The 16,814-nt window shown below is 59.4% G+C and carries 14 protein-coding genes and 1 pseudogene; 4 read left to right on the top strand and 11 right to left on the bottom strand.

All coding sequences use genetic code 11. From position 1 onward, the window contains the following. Positions 1 to 516: 516 nt before the first annotated feature. The 7 genes from aepX to FW796_RS29985 all read right to left on the bottom strand — a co-directional run bounded on the left by aepX (position 517) and on the right by FW796_RS29985 (position 8,780). Positions 517 to 1,407 (bottom strand): phosphoenolpyruvate mutase, encoded by an 891-nt coding sequence (gene aepX / locus FW796_RS30015; RefSeq protein ID WP_346631654.1) that lies wholly within the window; start codon positions 1,405 to 1,407, stop codon positions 517 to 519. 55 nt (positions 1,408 to 1,462) lie between these two features. Next, positions 1,463 to 2,848: a class II fumarate hydratase gene (fumC, locus tag FW796_RS30010; RefSeq protein ID WP_446440585.1), complete on the bottom strand. Its 1,386-nt coding sequence runs from the start codon at positions 2,846 to 2,848 to the stop codon at positions 1,463 to 1,465. Positions 2,849 to 2,935: 87 nt separating this feature from the next. Beyond that, complete coding sequence (locus FW796_RS30005; protein WP_346631656.1) at positions 2,936 to 3,766, bottom strand: hypothetical protein; 831 nt, start codon at positions 3,764 to 3,766, stop codon at positions 2,936 to 2,938. Positions 3,767 to 3,888: 122 nt separating this feature from the next. Further along, positions 3,889 to 5,118: an aminotransferase class I/II-fold pyridoxal phosphate-dependent enzyme gene (locus FW796_RS30000; RefSeq protein WP_446440550.1), complete on the bottom strand. Its 1,230-nt coding sequence runs from the start codon at positions 5,116 to 5,118 to the stop codon at positions 3,889 to 3,891. 271 nt (positions 5,119 to 5,389) lie between these two features. Next, the gene (locus tag FW796_RS29995) at positions 5,390 to 6,625 is read right to left on the bottom strand and encodes an MFS transporter (RefSeq protein ID WP_446440549.1); all 1,236 of its coding nucleotides are present in this window, start codon (positions 6,623 to 6,625) and stop codon (positions 5,390 to 5,392) included. A gap of 101 nt (positions 6,626 to 6,726) precedes the next feature. Beyond that, positions 6,727 to 7,551 (bottom strand): hypothetical protein, encoded by an 825-nt coding sequence (locus FW796_RS29990; RefSeq protein WP_346631659.1) that lies wholly within the window; start codon positions 7,549 to 7,551, stop codon positions 6,727 to 6,729. Between the two features lie 2 nt (positions 7,552 to 7,553). Then, the gene (locus FW796_RS29985; protein WP_446440548.1) at positions 7,554 to 8,780 is read right to left on the bottom strand and encodes an MFS transporter; all 1,227 of its coding nucleotides are present in this window, start codon (positions 8,778 to 8,780) and stop codon (positions 7,554 to 7,556) included. Between the two features lie 95 nt (positions 8,781 to 8,875). On the opposite strand from FW796_RS29985, the gene FW796_RS29980 reads away from it, so the two are divergent. Next, positions 8,876 to 9,793: a LysR family transcriptional regulator gene (locus FW796_RS29980; RefSeq protein WP_446440547.1), complete on the top strand. Its 918-nt coding sequence runs from the start codon at positions 8,876 to 8,878 to the stop codon at positions 9,791 to 9,793. Positions 9,794 to 9,867: 74 nt separating this feature from the next. On the opposite strand, the gene FW796_RS29975 is transcribed toward FW796_RS29980, so the two are convergent. Beyond that, the gene (locus tag FW796_RS29975; RefSeq protein ID WP_446440546.1) at positions 9,868 to 10,788 is read right to left on the bottom strand and encodes a hypothetical protein; all 921 of its coding nucleotides are present in this window, start codon (positions 10,786 to 10,788) and stop codon (positions 9,868 to 9,870) included. 518 nt (positions 10,789 to 11,306) lie between these two features. Here FW796_RS29975 and FW796_RS29970 point away from each other — a divergent pair. Beyond that, positions 11,307 to 11,783 (top strand): hemerythrin domain-containing protein, encoded by a 477-nt coding sequence (locus FW796_RS29970; protein ID WP_346631663.1) that lies wholly within the window; start codon positions 11,307 to 11,309, stop codon positions 11,781 to 11,783. A 427-nt stretch (positions 11,784 to 12,210) separates the two neighbouring features. Here FW796_RS29970 and FW796_RS29965 read toward each other — a convergent pair whose 3' ends face one another. Together FW796_RS29965 and FW796_RS29960 are read right to left on the bottom strand one after the other, a co-directional pair. After that, positions 12,211 to 12,522 carry a hypothetical protein gene (locus FW796_RS29965; protein ID WP_346631664.1) on the bottom strand — a complete coding sequence of 104 codons (312 nt, stop codon included), beginning with the start codon at positions 12,520 to 12,522 and terminating at the stop codon, positions 12,211 to 12,213. Between the two features lie 132 nt (positions 12,523 to 12,654). Continuing rightward, a complete protein-coding gene (locus FW796_RS29960) occupies positions 12,655 to 13,296 on the bottom strand; it encodes a hypothetical protein (RefSeq protein WP_404939076.1) in 642 nt (213 codons plus the stop codon). Positions 13,297 to 14,025: 729 nt separating this feature from the next. Between FW796_RS29960 and FW796_RS29955 the strand changes: the two genes are divergently transcribed. Beyond that, positions 14,026 to 14,733, top strand: a complete 708-nt coding sequence (locus FW796_RS29955) for a polysaccharide deacetylase WbmS family protein (RefSeq protein ID WP_446440545.1) — start codon at positions 14,026 to 14,028, stop codon at positions 14,731 to 14,733. Next, positions 14,730 to 15,650 (top strand): UDP-3-O-(3-hydroxymyristoyl)glucosamine N-acyltransferase, encoded by a 921-nt coding sequence (locus FW796_RS29950; RefSeq protein WP_446440544.1) that lies wholly within the window; start codon positions 14,730 to 14,732, stop codon positions 15,648 to 15,650. Before FW796_RS29955 ends, FW796_RS29950 begins: the two co-directional genes overlap by 4 nt. Positions 15,651 to 16,232: 582 nt before the next feature. Here FW796_RS29950 and FW796_RS29945 read toward each other — a convergent pair. Further along, positions 16,233 to 16,747: pseudogene (locus FW796_RS29945) on the bottom strand (IS3 family transposase); the annotation flags it as partial. Positions 16,748 to 16,814: the final 67 nt, after the last annotated feature.

Below are 16,814 nucleotides of genomic sequence, written 5' to 3'. Positions count from 1 at the left end.
CGGGTACTCGAAGGTTCACGGGCGCCATGGAAGCGGGCGCGATGGAGGCAGCAAGCGATCGATCCACTCTCGACTCGACACTCGGCGCGGGCCGCAAGGTACTGAATAGTCCTGCAACGACCACAGGCTAGCGCGGGGCCCTGGCGGGTGCTGTAAATCTCTGTGAAAAATAGTGCAGTAAAGCACCAGGGGCAGAACGGGAGGTGAGGACAGTACAGATACCGCGGGGGACGCAGAACGCGTCGGGCTTGAAGCGCCGACCCGGCCAGCCAAGGGCAGTAGGCAAAACAGGGACCGGGCAGGCAGGTGCTGCGATGTTGCAGCCCGCCCTGACCAGATACCGCCACTGAGCATGTTGCCTGTGGTACCTGGCCGGGCGAACGGGGCAATTCTAGGCAGCGCCCCCAACAACGTATGTAAGAAAATTCTGATTCCCGTGCATCTTCAGTCGCGCAATCAGCCGAGATAAAACCAGAATTTTCCAAGAACCCTCGGGACCGCCTCTGTCACCCGCGGCTAACGGGTGCCCGGCACCAGATCGAGGATCTCCTCGATGCCCAGGCAACGGGGCTCCACCTCCAGGGTCCGGCCATGTTCGAGAATGCCCACCGCCACATCACGCATCGCCATGTAGGCACTGCGCAGCATGTGGTTGGCATAGATCACCGCGTTGAAACCGGCTCCTTCCAGCTCGTCGAAACTCAAATGGGCATAGCTGGTGGGCACGCAGATCAGCGGCACCCGGGGACAGTGGCGGCGGAACTGGCGGGCGAATTCGAGGATCTCCAGGCCGTCCTTTTTCCGACTGTGGATCATGATCCCATCGGCGCCGGCGGCGACATAGGCCAGGCAACGCTCGATGGCGTCGTCCATGCCCTTGTCGAGGATCAGGCTTTCACAGCGAGCGATGATCAGCAGTTCTTCATGGCTGCGGCTGGCGCAGCCTACGCGGATCTTCTCGCAGAACTCCTCGATGCTGTCCTGGACCTGGCTCACGGCGGTACCGAACAGGGAGTTCTTCTTCAGCCCGCACTTGTCCTCGATGACCACTGCCGAGACTCCGGCCCGGTCCAGCATCTTCACGTGGATGGCGAAGTGTTCGGCCTTGCCCCCGGTGTCGCCATCGAAAATCATCGGCAGCGAACAGACATCGAAGATCTCGCGAATGCCGTGCAGGCGGTTGCTCGGTGAGAGGATCTCGATGTCCGGCAGGCCCTTGTGGGTCGAGTCGGTCAGGGAGCTGGACCAGATGGCGTCGTAGGTCAGGCTGGGCCCGGGCCCGCGCTCCAGCCTGGATTGTTCGGCCAGCAGCGCCGAGATCGGGCTGTGGGCTTCAAGGACCCGCAGACAGCGCTTGCGGCGCAGCAACTGGCTCAGGTTGGTTCGGCGAATATCAGCGTCCTGCATGGGATTCACGCGCCTCTTGTGAGTAGGAACAGCGGGTTGGCTGCGGGTCCTGGGGTCAGGGGTGGGTCATGTCCAGGGCCACCACATAGCGGTCGAAATCCGCGGCCGAAACGTAGCCCAGCTGTTGCGCCACCTCCCGCAGGGACTTGCCCTCGTGGTGGGCGGTCTTGGCGATGATGGCCGCCTTGTCGTAGCCGATGTGCCGGTTGAGGGCGGTCACCAGCATCAGGTTCTTCTCGATGTTGGCCTCGATCCGCGCCCGGTTCGGTTCGATGCCCACAGCGCAATGGTCGTTGAAGGCGCGGCAGGATTCAGCCAGCAAGGTGATGCTTTCCAGCACGTTGTGCACCATCACCGGCTTGTAGACGTTGAGCTGGAAATTGCCCTGGCTGCCGGCGAAGGCCACGCTGGCGTCGTTGCCGAAGACCTGGGCACAGACCATGGTCAGCGCCTCGCACTGGGTCGGGTTGACCTTGCCCGGCATGATCGAGGAGCCCGGCTCGTTCTCGGGGATGTCGATCTCGCCGATGCCGCAGCGCGGTCCGCTGGCCAGCCAGCGCACGTCGTTGGCGATCTTCATCAGGGCCATGGCCAGGGTGCGGATCGCCGCCGAGGTGTTGATCAGCGCGTCATGGGCCGACAGGGCGAAGAACTTGTTGGCGCAGGACTTGAACGGGTAGCCGGTGAGCTCGGCGATGATTCGCGCGCACTCGTCGCCGAACTGCGGATGGGAGTTGAGCCCGGTGCCCACCGCCGTGCCGCCGATGGCCAGGTCGTAGAGGCCGCCGAGGTTGAGTTCGATGGCCCCCAGGGCATAGTCGATCTGCTCGACCCAGCCGCCGATTTCCTGGCCGAGGGTGATGGGCGTGGCGTCCTGCAGGTGGGTCCGGCCGACCTTGACCACGTCGCGATACTGCTCGGATTTCTCGAACAGGGTGTCTCGCAGGTTTGCCACACCGGGCAGCAGGGTTTCGAAGATTTCCGTCACCACCACCATGTACATGGCCGTGGGAAAGGTGTCGTTGGACGACTGCCCACGGTTGACGTGGTCGTTGGGATGAACCGGCTTCTTGCTGCCCACTTCGCCACCGAGCATCTCGATGGCCCGGTTGGCGATCACTTCGTTGGCGTTCATGTTGGACTGGGTGCCGGAGCCGGTCTGGAACACCACCAGCGGGAAGTGTTCGTCCAACTGCCCGCTGATGACTTCGTCCGCCGCCTTGACGATGGGCAGCGCGATGGCTTCAGGCAGTTCGCCAAGCTTGAGGTTGGCCAGGGCCGCGGCCTTTTTCAGGATGCCCATGGCACGGATCATCGGCGCGCCCCACTGGAAGCGCGAACGGCCAATGGGGAAGTTGAGGATGGAGCGCTCGGTCTGGGCGCCCCAGTACTTGTTGGACGGTACGGAAATGGAACCCATCGAGTCGGATTCAAGACGCATGTTCATGGTTCTCCAGTCTTTGCTATGCAGCGCGATCAGTCATGGGACGCCGGGCCGTCACCGCGCCCGGCGTGGTTCGCAGGTGCCCTATGCCTTGAGCACGGAGGCCATCTTTTCCAGGTGCGCACAGGCCCGGACCACGTACTCGTCGGAGAGCGCGGCGATGCGCCGGTAGTTGATCTGCTGGCCGGTGGCCTGGGTGTAAAGCTTCAGGGCGTCGGTGGCGTGACGGAAATGCCGGGCCTCGACGGCGCCGCAGTGGACGCTGAGGAAGCCGGCGATGCGGTTGGCCTCCCCCGCCGGATAACCGCAGGATTCGCGCAGCCAGTTCTTCCACAGCGGCGTCATGAGGTTGTATTCGCCGGTGTTGAACAGCTCGGTCAGGGCCATCATCTCCAGGGCTTCCACCAGGTTCGGCGCCAGTGGGCGCTTCTCCCCGACCCAGGTGGAGAACTCCTTGGTGATGGGGTTCAGGTACTTGTCCTGCAAACGCCAGTTGTCGGAGCCGCAGATGGCCGAGGCCATGCGGTGGTACAGCTTGGAATGGTGGGGATGGCCGTGCATTTCGCCGAGGCCGACGTCTTCGACGATGATCTCGCCGCAATGCCGGGCGGCCTCCAGCAGCTTGAGCTTGTTGTCGTCGCCGGGCAGGTCCTCGGACTCCTGCAACAGCCGCACGATGATGCTGGACACGGCGTGGGCCGCGCCATCGGGGCTGCGCCAGCCGCAGAAGAAGGTGCACAGCGAATCCTCGGACCACCTGCTGGACGTCATGCGCTGGTAGGTCTGGCAGTAACCGTCCAGCTTGTCGGGATGGCTTTCAAAGCCGGTCAGCAGTGCCTCCACCAGATTCCGGTCTTCGACATCCACCAATGCCTGGTGCACGTAGCCGATGAACGCTTTGCGGGAACTCTCCATGTTTCTCTCCTGTATTTATTGTTCACTTCACGGACAGCAAGACGAGCGACGCCACCCAGGCCACCTGAGGGACTCGGGAACAGCGGTGATGACGGTGCAACGACGGGCGACTTGAAGCGCCTTCAATCCATGACGATGGCCGACATGAACTGGGTGAAGCGGCCCAGGCCCTCGATCAACTCCTGGTACTCGACGGCGTAGGAAATCCGGATGCAGTGGGGGTCGCCACAACCCGACCCCGGGACCACGGCGATATGCGCCTCGGTCAGCAGCAGGTCGGCCAGGTGCTCCACATCCCGGACCTGCTCGCCCCGGTAGTAGCCCCCCAGCCGCGAGGAGATATCCAGGTAGAGATAGAAGGCCCCTTCTGGCGGCGCATAGCTGATGCCCTCCAGGCGATCCAGGTACGTGCGGGCGGCATGCAACTGCCGTTGCAGGAACGGATTGACCTCGGCGGCGAACTGGGATGAATCGGCGGTCAGGGTGTTGAGCGCGGCGTATTGGGACAGGCTGCTGGGGTTGGAGGTGGTGTGGCCCTGCAGATTGTGCATCGCGGCAATCACCGCGGCCGGGGCGCAGGCGTAGCCCACCCGCCAGCCGGTCACCGCCTGGCTCTTGGAAAAGGAGTCGATCAGCACGGTCTGCGGTTTCAGCGCCGGGAACAGTGACAGGATGTTGTGATGCGCATGGGGTTCGCGCACCAGGCCGCGATAGCACTCGTCGAACATCACCCAGAGCCCCTGATGGAAGGCCAGTTGGGCGATCGCCAGCAGTTGCTCGCGTTGATAGACGGTGCCCGTGGGGTTGTTGGGAGTGTTGATGACGATCATCCGGGTGCGCTCGGTCAGCGCCCCCTGCACCGCCTCGAGCGTCAGCCGGTAGTCGTCGCCACGGGTCTCGACCAACACGGGCGTGGCGCCCGCCAGGCGGATCTGGGTGGGAAAGGTTTCCCAGTACGGGGTCGGCACAATCACCTCGTCACCGGGGTTGAGCAGCACCATGCAGGTGTTGTACAGGGCCTGCTTGGCCCCGGCGGTCACTGCCACTTCATTGGCCGCGAAGGCCACGCCGGTGCGCTGGCTGACCCGCTGGGCAAGCTTTTCCCGCAGGGCCGGCAGGCCAATGGGCGGGGTGTAGCGATTGCGCGCGTTCTCGATGGCTTCGATGGCCCCGGTGCGCATGTCCTGGCAGGCGTCGAAGGACAATTCGCCGGCGGCGAAGTTGATCACCTTGACCCCGCTTTCCTTCAAGGCGTTGGCTTTGCTGCGCATGCTGGACGTACCGGGGGCACTGAGGCCCAGGGCACGCTTGGACAAGGAAAATCGGCTTGCAGTGGCTTCGCTGTTATTCATGTTCTTACCTGCGAAAACGATCTGGAAACAAGGCGCCCCGGATTCGGGAAACACCCTGCGCAGCCAACCTGGCTGAGGGCTCCAGCCAGGTCTTCTTACATTCTGATGACAGTCAGAATGTCCGGCCAATACCGTTTGCGTCGTGATTGATACTGCAAAAGTAAGAAATATCTGATGGCTGCGAGGCCCCTGCCGCGACCCCAGGCGCAGAACGCATCAGGCCCGGGCAGAACAGCCCCGGGCCTGATGATTCAAGGGACGACAGCGAGCGTCAGCCAGGGCTGGACAATGACCGGGCATCCGCGTCCAGGCCGCGCTGCACATACCAGGACAGGGGCAGCGTCAGCAGCAGCGTGGCGGACAGGGCCATCACCGCCAGGGGTATCCCGGTGAGGTCCCCCAGGCTGCCGAACAGCACCGGAGCCAGCGCCCCGCCACCGATGGTGCCGGTATAGAACAACGAGAACGCCTGCTCACGCTTGCCGGCCCCCGCCAGGTCCGGCACCGCGCCATACAGCACCGAGGAGGTGCCGTTCAGGGCCAGGCCCAGCAAGGGCAACATCAGCATCAGGCCGTTGTAGGGCAGAAATACCGCCAGCACGATCAGGCTGGCGGTGGTGAACTCGGTGATCCACACCGTCTTCATCATGCCGATGCGCGCCCCCAGGTAACCGCACAGCAACTTGCCGAAGGCGCCACCGACAAACAGCAGGGTCAGGGCCAGGCCGATGCCGGCGGTGCCGGCGCCCTTGGCCTTGAGCAGAAACGGCAGGAAGGTCAGAAAACCCATGCGCACCGCACTGTCCAGGGTGCCGGTGAGGATCAACGCGCGCATCCCGCTGACGGAGCCTTGGCCCTTGACCGCCTTGGGCGCCTTCTCGCTCATGGCCGCGGTGACGGCCCGAGAGGGAATCAGCCACCACAGCAACAGCGCGGCGGCCAGCCCCAGGAGGCCGATCAGGGTGACACTGGCGCGCCAGCTGATCACCGTCAGCAACAGGCCCACCAGACCGGGGATCAGGGTCTTGCCGATGTCCCCGGCAAAGTTGTACTGGGACAGGGCCTCCTTGACCCCGCCTCCGGCTTCATGGGTGTCGGTGATCAAGGAAGACGCCAGCGGATGCTGGGTACTGGCCCCCAGGCCGCCCAGCAGCAGGGCCAGGAGCAACACGCTCAAGCCCCCGGCCTGCCCCGCCAGCAGGTAGGCCAGCCCGGCCAGGGCCGTACCGCCCACCAGCAGGCGCTCGCGTCCCCAGCGCTTGGCGGCACGGCTGGCCAGTAGTTGGAACCCGGCCATCATCCCGGAATAGACCCCGCGCAACAGGCCGATCTGGGCATAGCTCATGGCGAACTGCGCCTGCCAGATCGGCAGCAGCACGTAGATCACATCGGTGAGGCCGTCGTGTACCGCATGAGCACTGCAACCGGCCACCAGGGAGCGGCGGCGTACCGAGGTGTCGCTGGCCGGCGAGGCCTCCAGGGAGGCGCTGTGTTTCAGGTCATTCATCTTGGGGGCAGGCTGCGAGGTGGAAGGGATAGGGATCAGTCACAGGATAGGCAAGCCTGGGCCGGCCACCAGCCCCGTTGCCAGGGCCGGGCCGCACGCCATCAGCGCAACAGTTGAGTGCAGTCGCGCATCACCCGGGCCTTGCGCTGCAGGTATTCGCAGAAGATCTCCCGCGCCGCGTGGGGGTCGACACGCACCTGCATGGCATCGACGAACCCCTCGACCGCCGCCACCGCATGGGCGAAGTGATTGCTCTCGGTGCCGCCGGTGTGCACCGTGACCCAGGCCACGGTGGTGCGGGCCTTTTCCGCCGGTACGCCCATGTCGCGGACGAACCATTGCTTGTACAGCGGGTGGATGAACTCCACTTCACCGTGGGTATAGACCTCGTGGATCAGGGTGGTCAGCAGGCCCTGGAGCAGGTCGCGATCGCGCAGACGGCGAAAGTCGGTCCAGTCCTTGAAGGCTTGCGCCGAGGGCAGGCAGTTTTCCTTGAGCAGCCACTGGTCGTCGCCGCAAATGGGCGTCGCCATGTTGTAGAACAGGTCCGAATGCAGGGTGTTGCCCAGGGCGCCGAGGTCTTCATCGGTAATGCGCTGCAGGCTGCCACAGGCGCGATAGAGACCGTCGGCGGCTTCCGAGCCCTGCCCCGAGCGGGCCAGCAAGGTGATGCGGTTGGCCAGGCCGGAAACGCTGGTGGCGGAATTGTTGGTCTTCGACCAGCTGGCGAAGAACTTGCGCAGCACGGCAGGCGCGTGGCGGCGCGAGGTGAGCTTCTCGAAGGCATTCTCGATGTCCACCAGGGCGTTCTCTTCGCTCCAGAACGCCTCGAACAGCGCATGCTTCAAGACACTGGCCGGCATGTCGTTCAACACAGGTTCGACGATCTTCAACAACTGGCTCTGCCGGGTCAGTACGTTATTCATGGTCACCTCACGTATTCCTTGTTGGATGATGAATCTAGGGGGTTCACCGGCCTGGGATCGGCAACCGGTGCTTCGGGTTCGAGGGGCTTCCAGCCGCCCCAGGCAATCAGCAGCGACAGCAGTTGGAAGACCACGATCAGCGCCACACAGCCCTGCCAGCCCCAATGGCTCCAGAGCAGTGCCGGGACCACAGCGCCGAAACTGCCTCCCAGGTAATAGAACGTCAGGTACAGCCCCACCGCCCCGGCCTTGTTGTGGCGGGCGGTGGCGGTGGTAAAGGAGTTGGCGGCGGCCTGGGCCAGGAATACCCCGGTGGAACTCAAGGCCAGGCCCAACACGATCAGCCACAGGGAAGGCAACAGGGTCAGGGCCGAACCGCCGACTCCGAGCAGGGCCGCAACCTTGAGCAACTCGGCCTGGGGCCGGGACTTGCTCAGGCGACCGGCGATGGGAATCACCACCAGTGCCAGCAGGAATACGCTGTAGATGGCCCCCAGCGCCGCGGCGCCCAGGTCGAAGGGCGGCAGGCTGAGGTAGAGCCCGGCGTAGGTGAAGGTGGCCACCTGGGAGAACAGCACGCAGAAGCCCACGCCATAGGCCGCCAGCAAGGGCCGGCGGCACAGCTGGCGCAGGGCCCGCACGCGGTTCTGGGCGCTTGTGCTGACCACTGGCGCATTGGCCGGCAACAGGAAATGGATGGCCACGCCGATCAGCAGGCTCAGGCCGGCCAACAGGGCGAAGGCCTCGCGCCAGCCGACGTATTCGGTCATGAAACCGGTGACGAAGCGTCCGGCGAAACCGCCCAGCACGGTGCCGGCCACGTAGAGGCTGGTGACTTCGGTGACGGTGCCGCCGCTCCAGCGATCGCCGATGTAGGCCACGCTGGTGGCGAACACCACCGGGATCAGCATGCCTTCGATGAAGCGCCAGACCAGCAACTGGGCGAAGCTGCCGGCACAGGCCGCCAGCAGCGCCGGCAGCGCCAGCAACAGGGAGGCCAGGACGATCACCGAGCGCTGCTGGAAACGGCCCGTGAAACGGCTGACAAAGGGCGCGGTAATGGCCACTGCCAGGGTGGTCACGGTGATGCTCCAGCCGGCTTCCCTGATGCTCACCTGAAAGCTCTGGGCGAACTCCTGGAGAATGCCCTGGGTTGCATACAGGTTGAGAAAGGCCGCACAACCGCACAAAAACAGGGCGATGCGGGCACAATGCTGGCGCGAATTCATGAAACCTCTCGTTTTATGACGAAAGGCCTTTATAAAATACGCCGCAACTCCAAGACCAATACCGATTTACGACCGATCAATACCCAGGGAACCGGATGCTCGATCTACGCAAATTGCGTTACTTTCTGACTGTCGCCGAGGAGCTGCACTTTGGCCGTGCCGCCCTGCGCCTGCACCTCGCGCAACCGCCGCTGACCCGGCAGATTTCGGCACTGGAAGCCGAGCTGGGGTTTCGCCTGTTCGACCGCACCAGTCGCACCGTCTCGCTCACCGCCCAGGGCCGGCACTTTTTGCCTTACGCCCGGGCTGTGCTGGAGCAGGTGGACCTGACCCAGGTCATGGCCAGCAAGCTGGCCAAGGGTTGCGCCGGGCAACTGGCCCTGGGCTACGCCAGCTCGATCGCCCTGTCGGACCTGTTCAGCCAGGCGATCCAGGCCTTCGCCCAGCGCTTCCCGGACGTACAGTTGACCCTGGTGGAAGGTGCCTCGGTCAGCCAGTGGTCGCAGATCGTCGATGGACGAATCGATATCGGCATGAGCCGGATGCAGCCTCCCAGCGAACAGAGCGAAATCCAGGCCCTGTCCCTGGGGGACGAACCCTTGGTGGCGGCCATCTCCAGCGACAGTCCCCTGGCCGCCCAGGATCAGGTGACCCTGGCCGAGCTCAGCGAACACCCGCTGATCCTGTTTCCCGCGGACTACGGTTCGGGGCTCAACGAGGCGATCGAACAACTCTACCGGCGTAACGGCCTGCCGCTGCGGCCGGGCCCCAGCGGCCGGCAGATCACCTCGATCATCGCCCTGGTCGCCGCCGGCCAGGGCATCGCCCTGGTGCCCCGCTGCACCCAGACCCTGGCCAAGAAAGGCGTGACCTACCGGCCGCTGACGGACCCCGGCGCCACGGCGCAACTGCTGGTACTGACCCGCAAGCAGGGGCGCAGCCAATTGGTGGAAGCCTTCATGGGGGTGCTCGACGAATTGCTGCAGACGCAACCGGAGGCTGCAGGGCGTTAGTCAGCCGCCCCGAGTAACGGCCACCAGAGCAGGCCGCTGACAATCCATGGTCAACCGGCCTGCCCCTTGCAGCGCTAGCGGCAAACCACCCGAGTCTTTGCCCCACCTCGGGCGATGAGCAGATCGTTGCCGTTGGCGTCGCTGCCCACGAATTCAATGCTGTAGGCATACACCTGCCGATACGCCTTGCCGTCGTAACGGTAGTAACTCAGGTCATGCTCCCCGGCACTGACCCGGGCACTGGTCATCAGGTCGGGCAGGCCATTGCAGGCCGTTTCAAGCACCGCCACCGGGCCATCCTCCACCGCAAGCAACGGCTGGGGGGGCGCCTTGCTCGCCCGGAATAGCCATTGGCTCGAATTGACCTGATTGCCGCTCATGCCGCAGCTGACAAACAACCACTTGCCATGGGGGCCGCGGCAGGTCAGCGCCAGCACTTCGTCCTCAGCGCAGGTGCCCGTGATGGCCTGACTTGAGTCCACACCCAACCGTGCCAGCACCTGGCCTGCAGGCGTCTCCACCGGATCGGCTGCACACAGCCCCTGGCCCCTGGGCCATTGTCGCGGAGCACCGAGGTACACCGGTGACAGGGCGGCAATCACACCATCCAGCTCCCGCGCCAGGCACTGGGTGTCCTGGCATCGACTGATGGCCCGGTCTTGCCGGGCGATCTTCTCGTCGAGCTGCCACGGGGTGTAGACCATGGCGATAGCCGCGTGCTGCAGAAACCGCGCCTTGAACAGCTTCTCCACCAGGGCCCCATCCTCACAGGTGCCCGCCGGCAGGGCCTTGCGCGCCTCTGCAGCGCTGCGCTGTGCACTCTCGTCATCGGCAAACCCCAGCGCGGCCACATCCGCACAAGGCTTGAGCAACAACTGCGACGAGAGGTAGCCGCCCGTGGCGTGCTCGCTGCTCGGGATCAGCCGCTTGCCTTCTGCCCAGGCAGGCGCGGCCAGCACCAAGGTCCAGGCCAACAACATCATGTTGCGTTTCATTACTGCTCTACCGTCCATTGATTTGCTGCGAGCGTTGCCGCTCTTTCGACCTGTCTCTGCGAGCGGCGTGGCATAGCACCCGCCGCCCTTGCTGATGGCTAGAGGGCCACAAAGCGCGCTATATCAACAGATTCCAGGGCGCTGAGCTGACAATTTTGCAAGGGGTCGCCCGCCCCCCACCGCCGAGAGCATTCATCAGCCTTTCGGGTGGTGGTTGATGCGCTACGCCATGGGCGCTGAGCTGTTGATCCATCATCGCAGTCGGCGATGCCTTGCATGCTGATGCAGTACGTTGGGTGCAGGGTCCACACCACGCCAATACCGTGATCTGCACTGCGTAAAGGTCATGTTCGTGCAGTCTGCATGAGGTCCATTGGCCAGCCAGATACGTAGCTCATTGAAATCTCGACGCTTTAAAAATCCGCTCCACTGGCATGGCCAATGCAGCCACTAACGGGACATTCATGAAGTGCCGGCAGAGATCGGCGATCTTCTATCCATGACCGTGAGGCAAAAAAATGAACGCCATCGACCTGCTGAAAGCCGACCATGAAAAGGTGAAGTCCATCCTGACTCAGTTGAGTGAATCGACTGACCGAGCAGTGAAGAAACGCACCGACCTGCTGGACAAACTCGAGCTGGAAATCACCATCCACACTCAACTCGAAGAACAGATCCTGTACCCCGCCTTCAAGCAAGCGGGAGATAAGGAACAGGCCGAAATGTACTACGAGGCCAAGGAAGAGCATCGGACCGTCGACTCGCTTGTCCTTCCTGACCTGAAGAACACCGACCCCACCCAACCCGAATTCGCGGGGCGCGTCAAAGTGGTGAAGGAACTGCTGGAGCATCACATCGGGGAAGAAGAAAGCGAAATGTTCCCTCAGGCCAAGAAGCTGTTGGGCAACGCCAAGCTCGAAGAACTGGGTGAGCAAATGCTGGTAATGAAGGCCGCCCTCAAGAAAAGCCTGAGCGCCTCTAAACTCGCTGCGTAGCTCGATTGGGCCGCCTCTCGACAAGCCCGGTTCAGCGCCGGGCTTGTTGCCTCAACCCTCCCCGGGCAAGCGTTGGGCAAACACAACCTCAACTAAAGCCCACTACAAGCGCCAGACTTCATTGCCGGAGAAATCAGGTCGCCAACATCCGACCCGCTCCCGCAGCCATGCGTTTGCAGCGCCCTGGTCAAGCCTGGCCCTCCCCCAGGGCAACGACCCGTACCCTGGCAGCGCGTCGCTAACATTTCTTGGCGCAGGTGATTCAGATTACTGGCCAGCGCCGGACAACACAGCTTAAGGCGATGGGTGTGGAGGAGCTAAAAACGCAAAGGCCCCGCACATTCGCGAGGCCTTGCAATAGGTCTAATGGTCTTTCCCTCTGGTAGATGAGTAGGCCAAGAAACATGGCCTCCCCCTCTATCTTTTCTTACAACAGATCGTAAGTGATGTAGGCATTACCGTTATTATTCGTGGAAATCCACAACCCGTAACCGGCAGGAAGAGTAATCGGGTATGGCAGCGTCAACGCGGCTGGACCGGTAGCAGCCAGAATTGGTTTTGAAATGTCGCCCACGCCAGTTGGGGCGACATTACCCGTTGTCACAATACCGCTACTGTTAGCCGAAAAAGCACCTGTACGGATTACTACACCATTGACATTAGCAGCAGGGCTAATGAGCTGAGCCGTACCGAAGATCGAGGCGTTTTTGAATAACGCACCGAGTTTTACTGATTCCATTTTTTCACCTATTGAGTCGAATGTTATGTCGCGAAGGACACGGTTTTCATGTCGCTCAACGGCGATGAGTTCGAAGCTCCAGGCTTTCAATGAGCTGGCCGCTACTACCTGATAGGACTGAATACCGAATTTTTACTTGGTAATGAGCAGATCGATAGTGCTTGTGTCACAGGTGTAGTTGGCTTTCTTGTCGAGCACCAAGTAAATGGCTGACGACTTGGTGACAGGCACTTTGCTGGCCGAGAACACTGCGCCGTTACCTCTGACCAAGTTACCCGACTGAAGAACCGTGTCCCCCAGATTCAAGGACCAGGCCACACCATCACCACAGCTAGCGTGGATGCTGTTGACCCGACCAAGAATATTGATCTCGCCTACCACGGGGCTCGTCCAGCGGATGATCGTCTGGCTGTTCTGACCTGGGTGAAACGCCACGTCGCCGGCTGCAATGGTAAAGCTGCCGTTCGCAGTGTAGGTGTAAGGTTTCAAGTGGACGGAGACATGAGCCCCAGACACTTGATCCATCCAGCACGTAGCGGGGAGGTTATTGCACGAGTCGGCTTTGAAGTATGGCAATGGGATGTAGTTTTCGGCTTTGTTCACTCCGGAAGAATTCTGCATAAACGTCCAAGGAGAGCCTTGTGGAGCAGTCTCCTTAGCCAGAATTACATCCCTTGCCAGATTCCATGACAGGGCAGTGTCTGCCGAGGCATTCATGCTGACAGCAAAAAGCGCTAACAGGCCAAACAGCGAGACGCTGATAATTTTATTCATCGGTTCACCTATAGAGTCGAATGATTAATCGCGGAGGATTCCGCTTTCATGTCGCTCAAAGGCGATGACTCGAGGCTCACGGCCCTCACTCGGAACATGTAGGGCAAAGCCAGCGCCTGGCTGGCCTTCAGTCCGTGGACGTCCGAAGAGTGAAGCACACTATCTCAACAAAATACTGTACATGCAACCAGTACTGTGTCGATCGTGTCTATCCCCCTTTCGAGCCTGCTCCGCCCAACCAGACGCCGGCGCCAGAACCGAGGGAGGCCCCATCTTTAGGCCTATTTCGGGCACAAAAATCTATGGCACTCCCCTTTTTTGCAATACTGATTAACGGGTGAAGTGGTTGGCTTACTTCAATCTATTCGGCGTTTTTTAGGGCATGCCGCGCGCCACGATGAGAGTCGCGTCTGATGATCCTGAACTACCGGCTGGCGCCCATTTGCACCGCCAACTCTTTGTCCAGTACCTTGATCTGTTCATCTTTTGGAATCGTTATGCCCTTTATTCGGCGAGAGGCGATCAGCAAATACATACCAATCTCAACACTGTATAAAAATCCAGAGTCCTGCAGATGACTGGGGATTTTTCAGGATGACGCTGACAGGAGGCTACCCGTACGCCATCAGTGGCGTGTGCCAATATGTTTTCCTTTATATTTTCTCTCAATAGCTACAGAATCTGCGCCCTCAGAAACACCAATCAAATCTGTTTAAGGTGGGGAAAAGGATGGCCAATAAATTTCACGTAACTTTCGATATAGACTGGGCCCCTGACTCTTCTATCGAACTTTGCCTTGAAATTCTTAAATCAAAAAACGTTAAGGCAACGTTTTTTACAACTCACGAGACAGATTTAAATTCTGAAATTGAAAGACAAGGGCACAATTTGGGAATTCACCCAAACTTTCTGCCTGGAAGCTCTCAAGGTGCCAACACTCATGAAATCATAACCACCTGCCTAAAATATGCACCCAACGCAACAACCATGAGAACACATGCACTTGTTCAGTCTTCTCCAATGCTTTACCAAATATTCAAAGAGTTCCCTCAACTTAAGCTTGACGCCTCAATCCTAATGCACAAAGCAAAACATGTTGAACGTTTCAACTGGAACTTTGACGGTGTCAGCTTTGACAGAATAAATTACAACTGGGAAGACGATGCAGAATTTAGCAATCCAAATTTTGACTGGTCAAAAGAGTTCTTCCCAGGAAAAATATCCATCTATGACTTCCACCCAATACATATACATCTAAACTCCTGCAGCAACGATCATTACAGAAATTTGAAATCGTCATTAAATGGCATATCTCTGATGAAGGTAGAACGAAAAAGTCTTGACTCGTTCATGAATACAGGCCATGGATCTAGAACCTTCCTTCAGTCCATCGTGAGTTCTGATGCAGAAAGCATTTCACTGGAGAGCATAAAGTGATTGGATTTGACACAAATAAAAACAGATCAGTAAACTCTGAGCTTTATAACGAACTCAAAAGCAAATTCAGCTTTAAAGAGTTCGGCCTTGTGTCTTCCAAATCAAAACAAGCAGTCACATTTATCGACTCTATAAAATTCGCCAGAGATCTGATCAGCAACAGCAACATATCAGTAGTAATTACCACCGATGAAATATCATCACTCTTAACATCCCAAAGACCAGACCTCGCCATATACATATCCTCCTCGCCAAGATATGACTTTTATAGTGCATACAACGCACATGCAACAATAAAAAACTCATCAATGGCAGAGAGCAACATAAGCCCAACATCATACATACACAGTAGTTCTTTTGTATCCCCAACAGGGGTAACAATAGAAGATGGGGTCACCATAGAACCAATGGTAACCATTCTACCCGGCACGACAATAAAAAAAGGGGCCTTGATTAGATCGGGCACAACAATAGGCGCTGAAGGGTTTGAGCACAAAAGAACAGAATCAGGCATTCTTTCTGTCGTGCATGATGGAAGAGTGATAATTGGTGAGGACGTTGAGATAGGAGCTAACAACACTATAGCCAGGGGGCTTCTTGGGGTAGACACCGTTATTGGCAGTCAGACTAAGACTGACTGCCTTGTGCATATAGCTCACTCTTCAACTATTGGTGAACGCTGCCTAATTGCGGCATCTGCAATGATTGCTGGCAGCGTCAAGGTGGGGTCAGATGTATGGATAGGTCCGAATGCCACCATTTCATCGGGGATATCGATTGGACGAAATGCTAGTGTAACGCTGGGGTCGGTCGTCACGCGAGATGTTCCGGACCATGAGAGAGTCACTGGAAATTTTGCCATCGAGCACAAGCTCTTCTTGAAACAAATGGCCAAATCGACCAGAACGCAAAAATAAAAGAAAGCTCACAGGGTTGTAATGTAAACCTTGTGAGCTTCTTGGCCATTCGTTAAACGGGCCAATGCCATCATAGACCTGCTCGCACGTCACTCCCCCCGCACCGCGTTGATCAGCAGTTACTGCCAGGTATTGAGCTCTTTGATCAGCGCGCTGAGCACGTTGGCAAGCACCGGGGCTATGCGGGAAGCTGCCGCGATTGCGGCGGCAGTGCAAGAGTTTTTACACCGCCCTGTCGATTGATCGTTGCTAGGTCTGCTCCTTCTCGCGCTCCGCAGCTTCAGCCAGGCCCCAGGACTGTTGGCCGCCTGCGTCGCGAGACTCCTTCGGGACTGCAACTCTTCATCCGTCACTGACATCCCGTAGTGATATGCGCCGTCCAGCGTGCCAAATGCCACTACCAGAAACAGCAGTACGCTCAGGAGAATTCCACCGACCTTCACCACCCACACACTCATGCCAGCAGAAGAACAGCAATAAGCGCCTGATGATTCTGAACAAGGTAGCGATGCACGGCCTGCACCGTACCCAGTGTTCCCATATGGGCAAGCAGATCAATTGGGGCATAGACATTTTCCAGCCTCAAAGTGAGGCACTTTCGAAGGCCTCAGGACTGACGCCGCCCAGATAACCGTGAAGACGCGTTCGGTTGTAAAACGCTTCAATGTAATCGAATACATCGGCACGGGCCATGTCACGGGTTTTGTAGATCCTCTTGCGAATGCGTTCTTTTTTCAGGCTGCTGAAAAAGACTCCGCCACGGCATTGTCCCTGCAGTTTCCTCGGCGGCTCATACTCGGCTCTAGTTGGTTGGCCAAACAAAAACGTTTCCAATCATCACTGCCATATTGGTTACCCTGATCCGAATGCACGATGACTCTGGTTTTGGGTTTACGGCGCCATACCGCCATGAGTAATGCCTCCAATGCCAGCTCCTTGCCCAGCGTTGGCTTCATTGACCAGCCGACCACTTTGCAAGCATACAGATCCAGTACGACGGCCAGATATAACCAGCCCTGCCACGTCTGGATGTACGTGATATCGGTCACCCAAGCCTTATGAGGGGCATTGACAGTGAACGCCCGGTTGAGTCGATTGGAATACCGAAGTCGGACAGATCGGTTAGCTCAAGCAGTGAGAAGGGAGGCACAGGCCTGTTCATTC

It is taken from the genome of Pseudomonas sp. 910_21 (genome assembly GCF_052850735.1).
The sequence above is the reverse complement of the archived record's forward strand: the minus strand, read 5'-3'. Positions and strand labels throughout refer to the sequence as shown.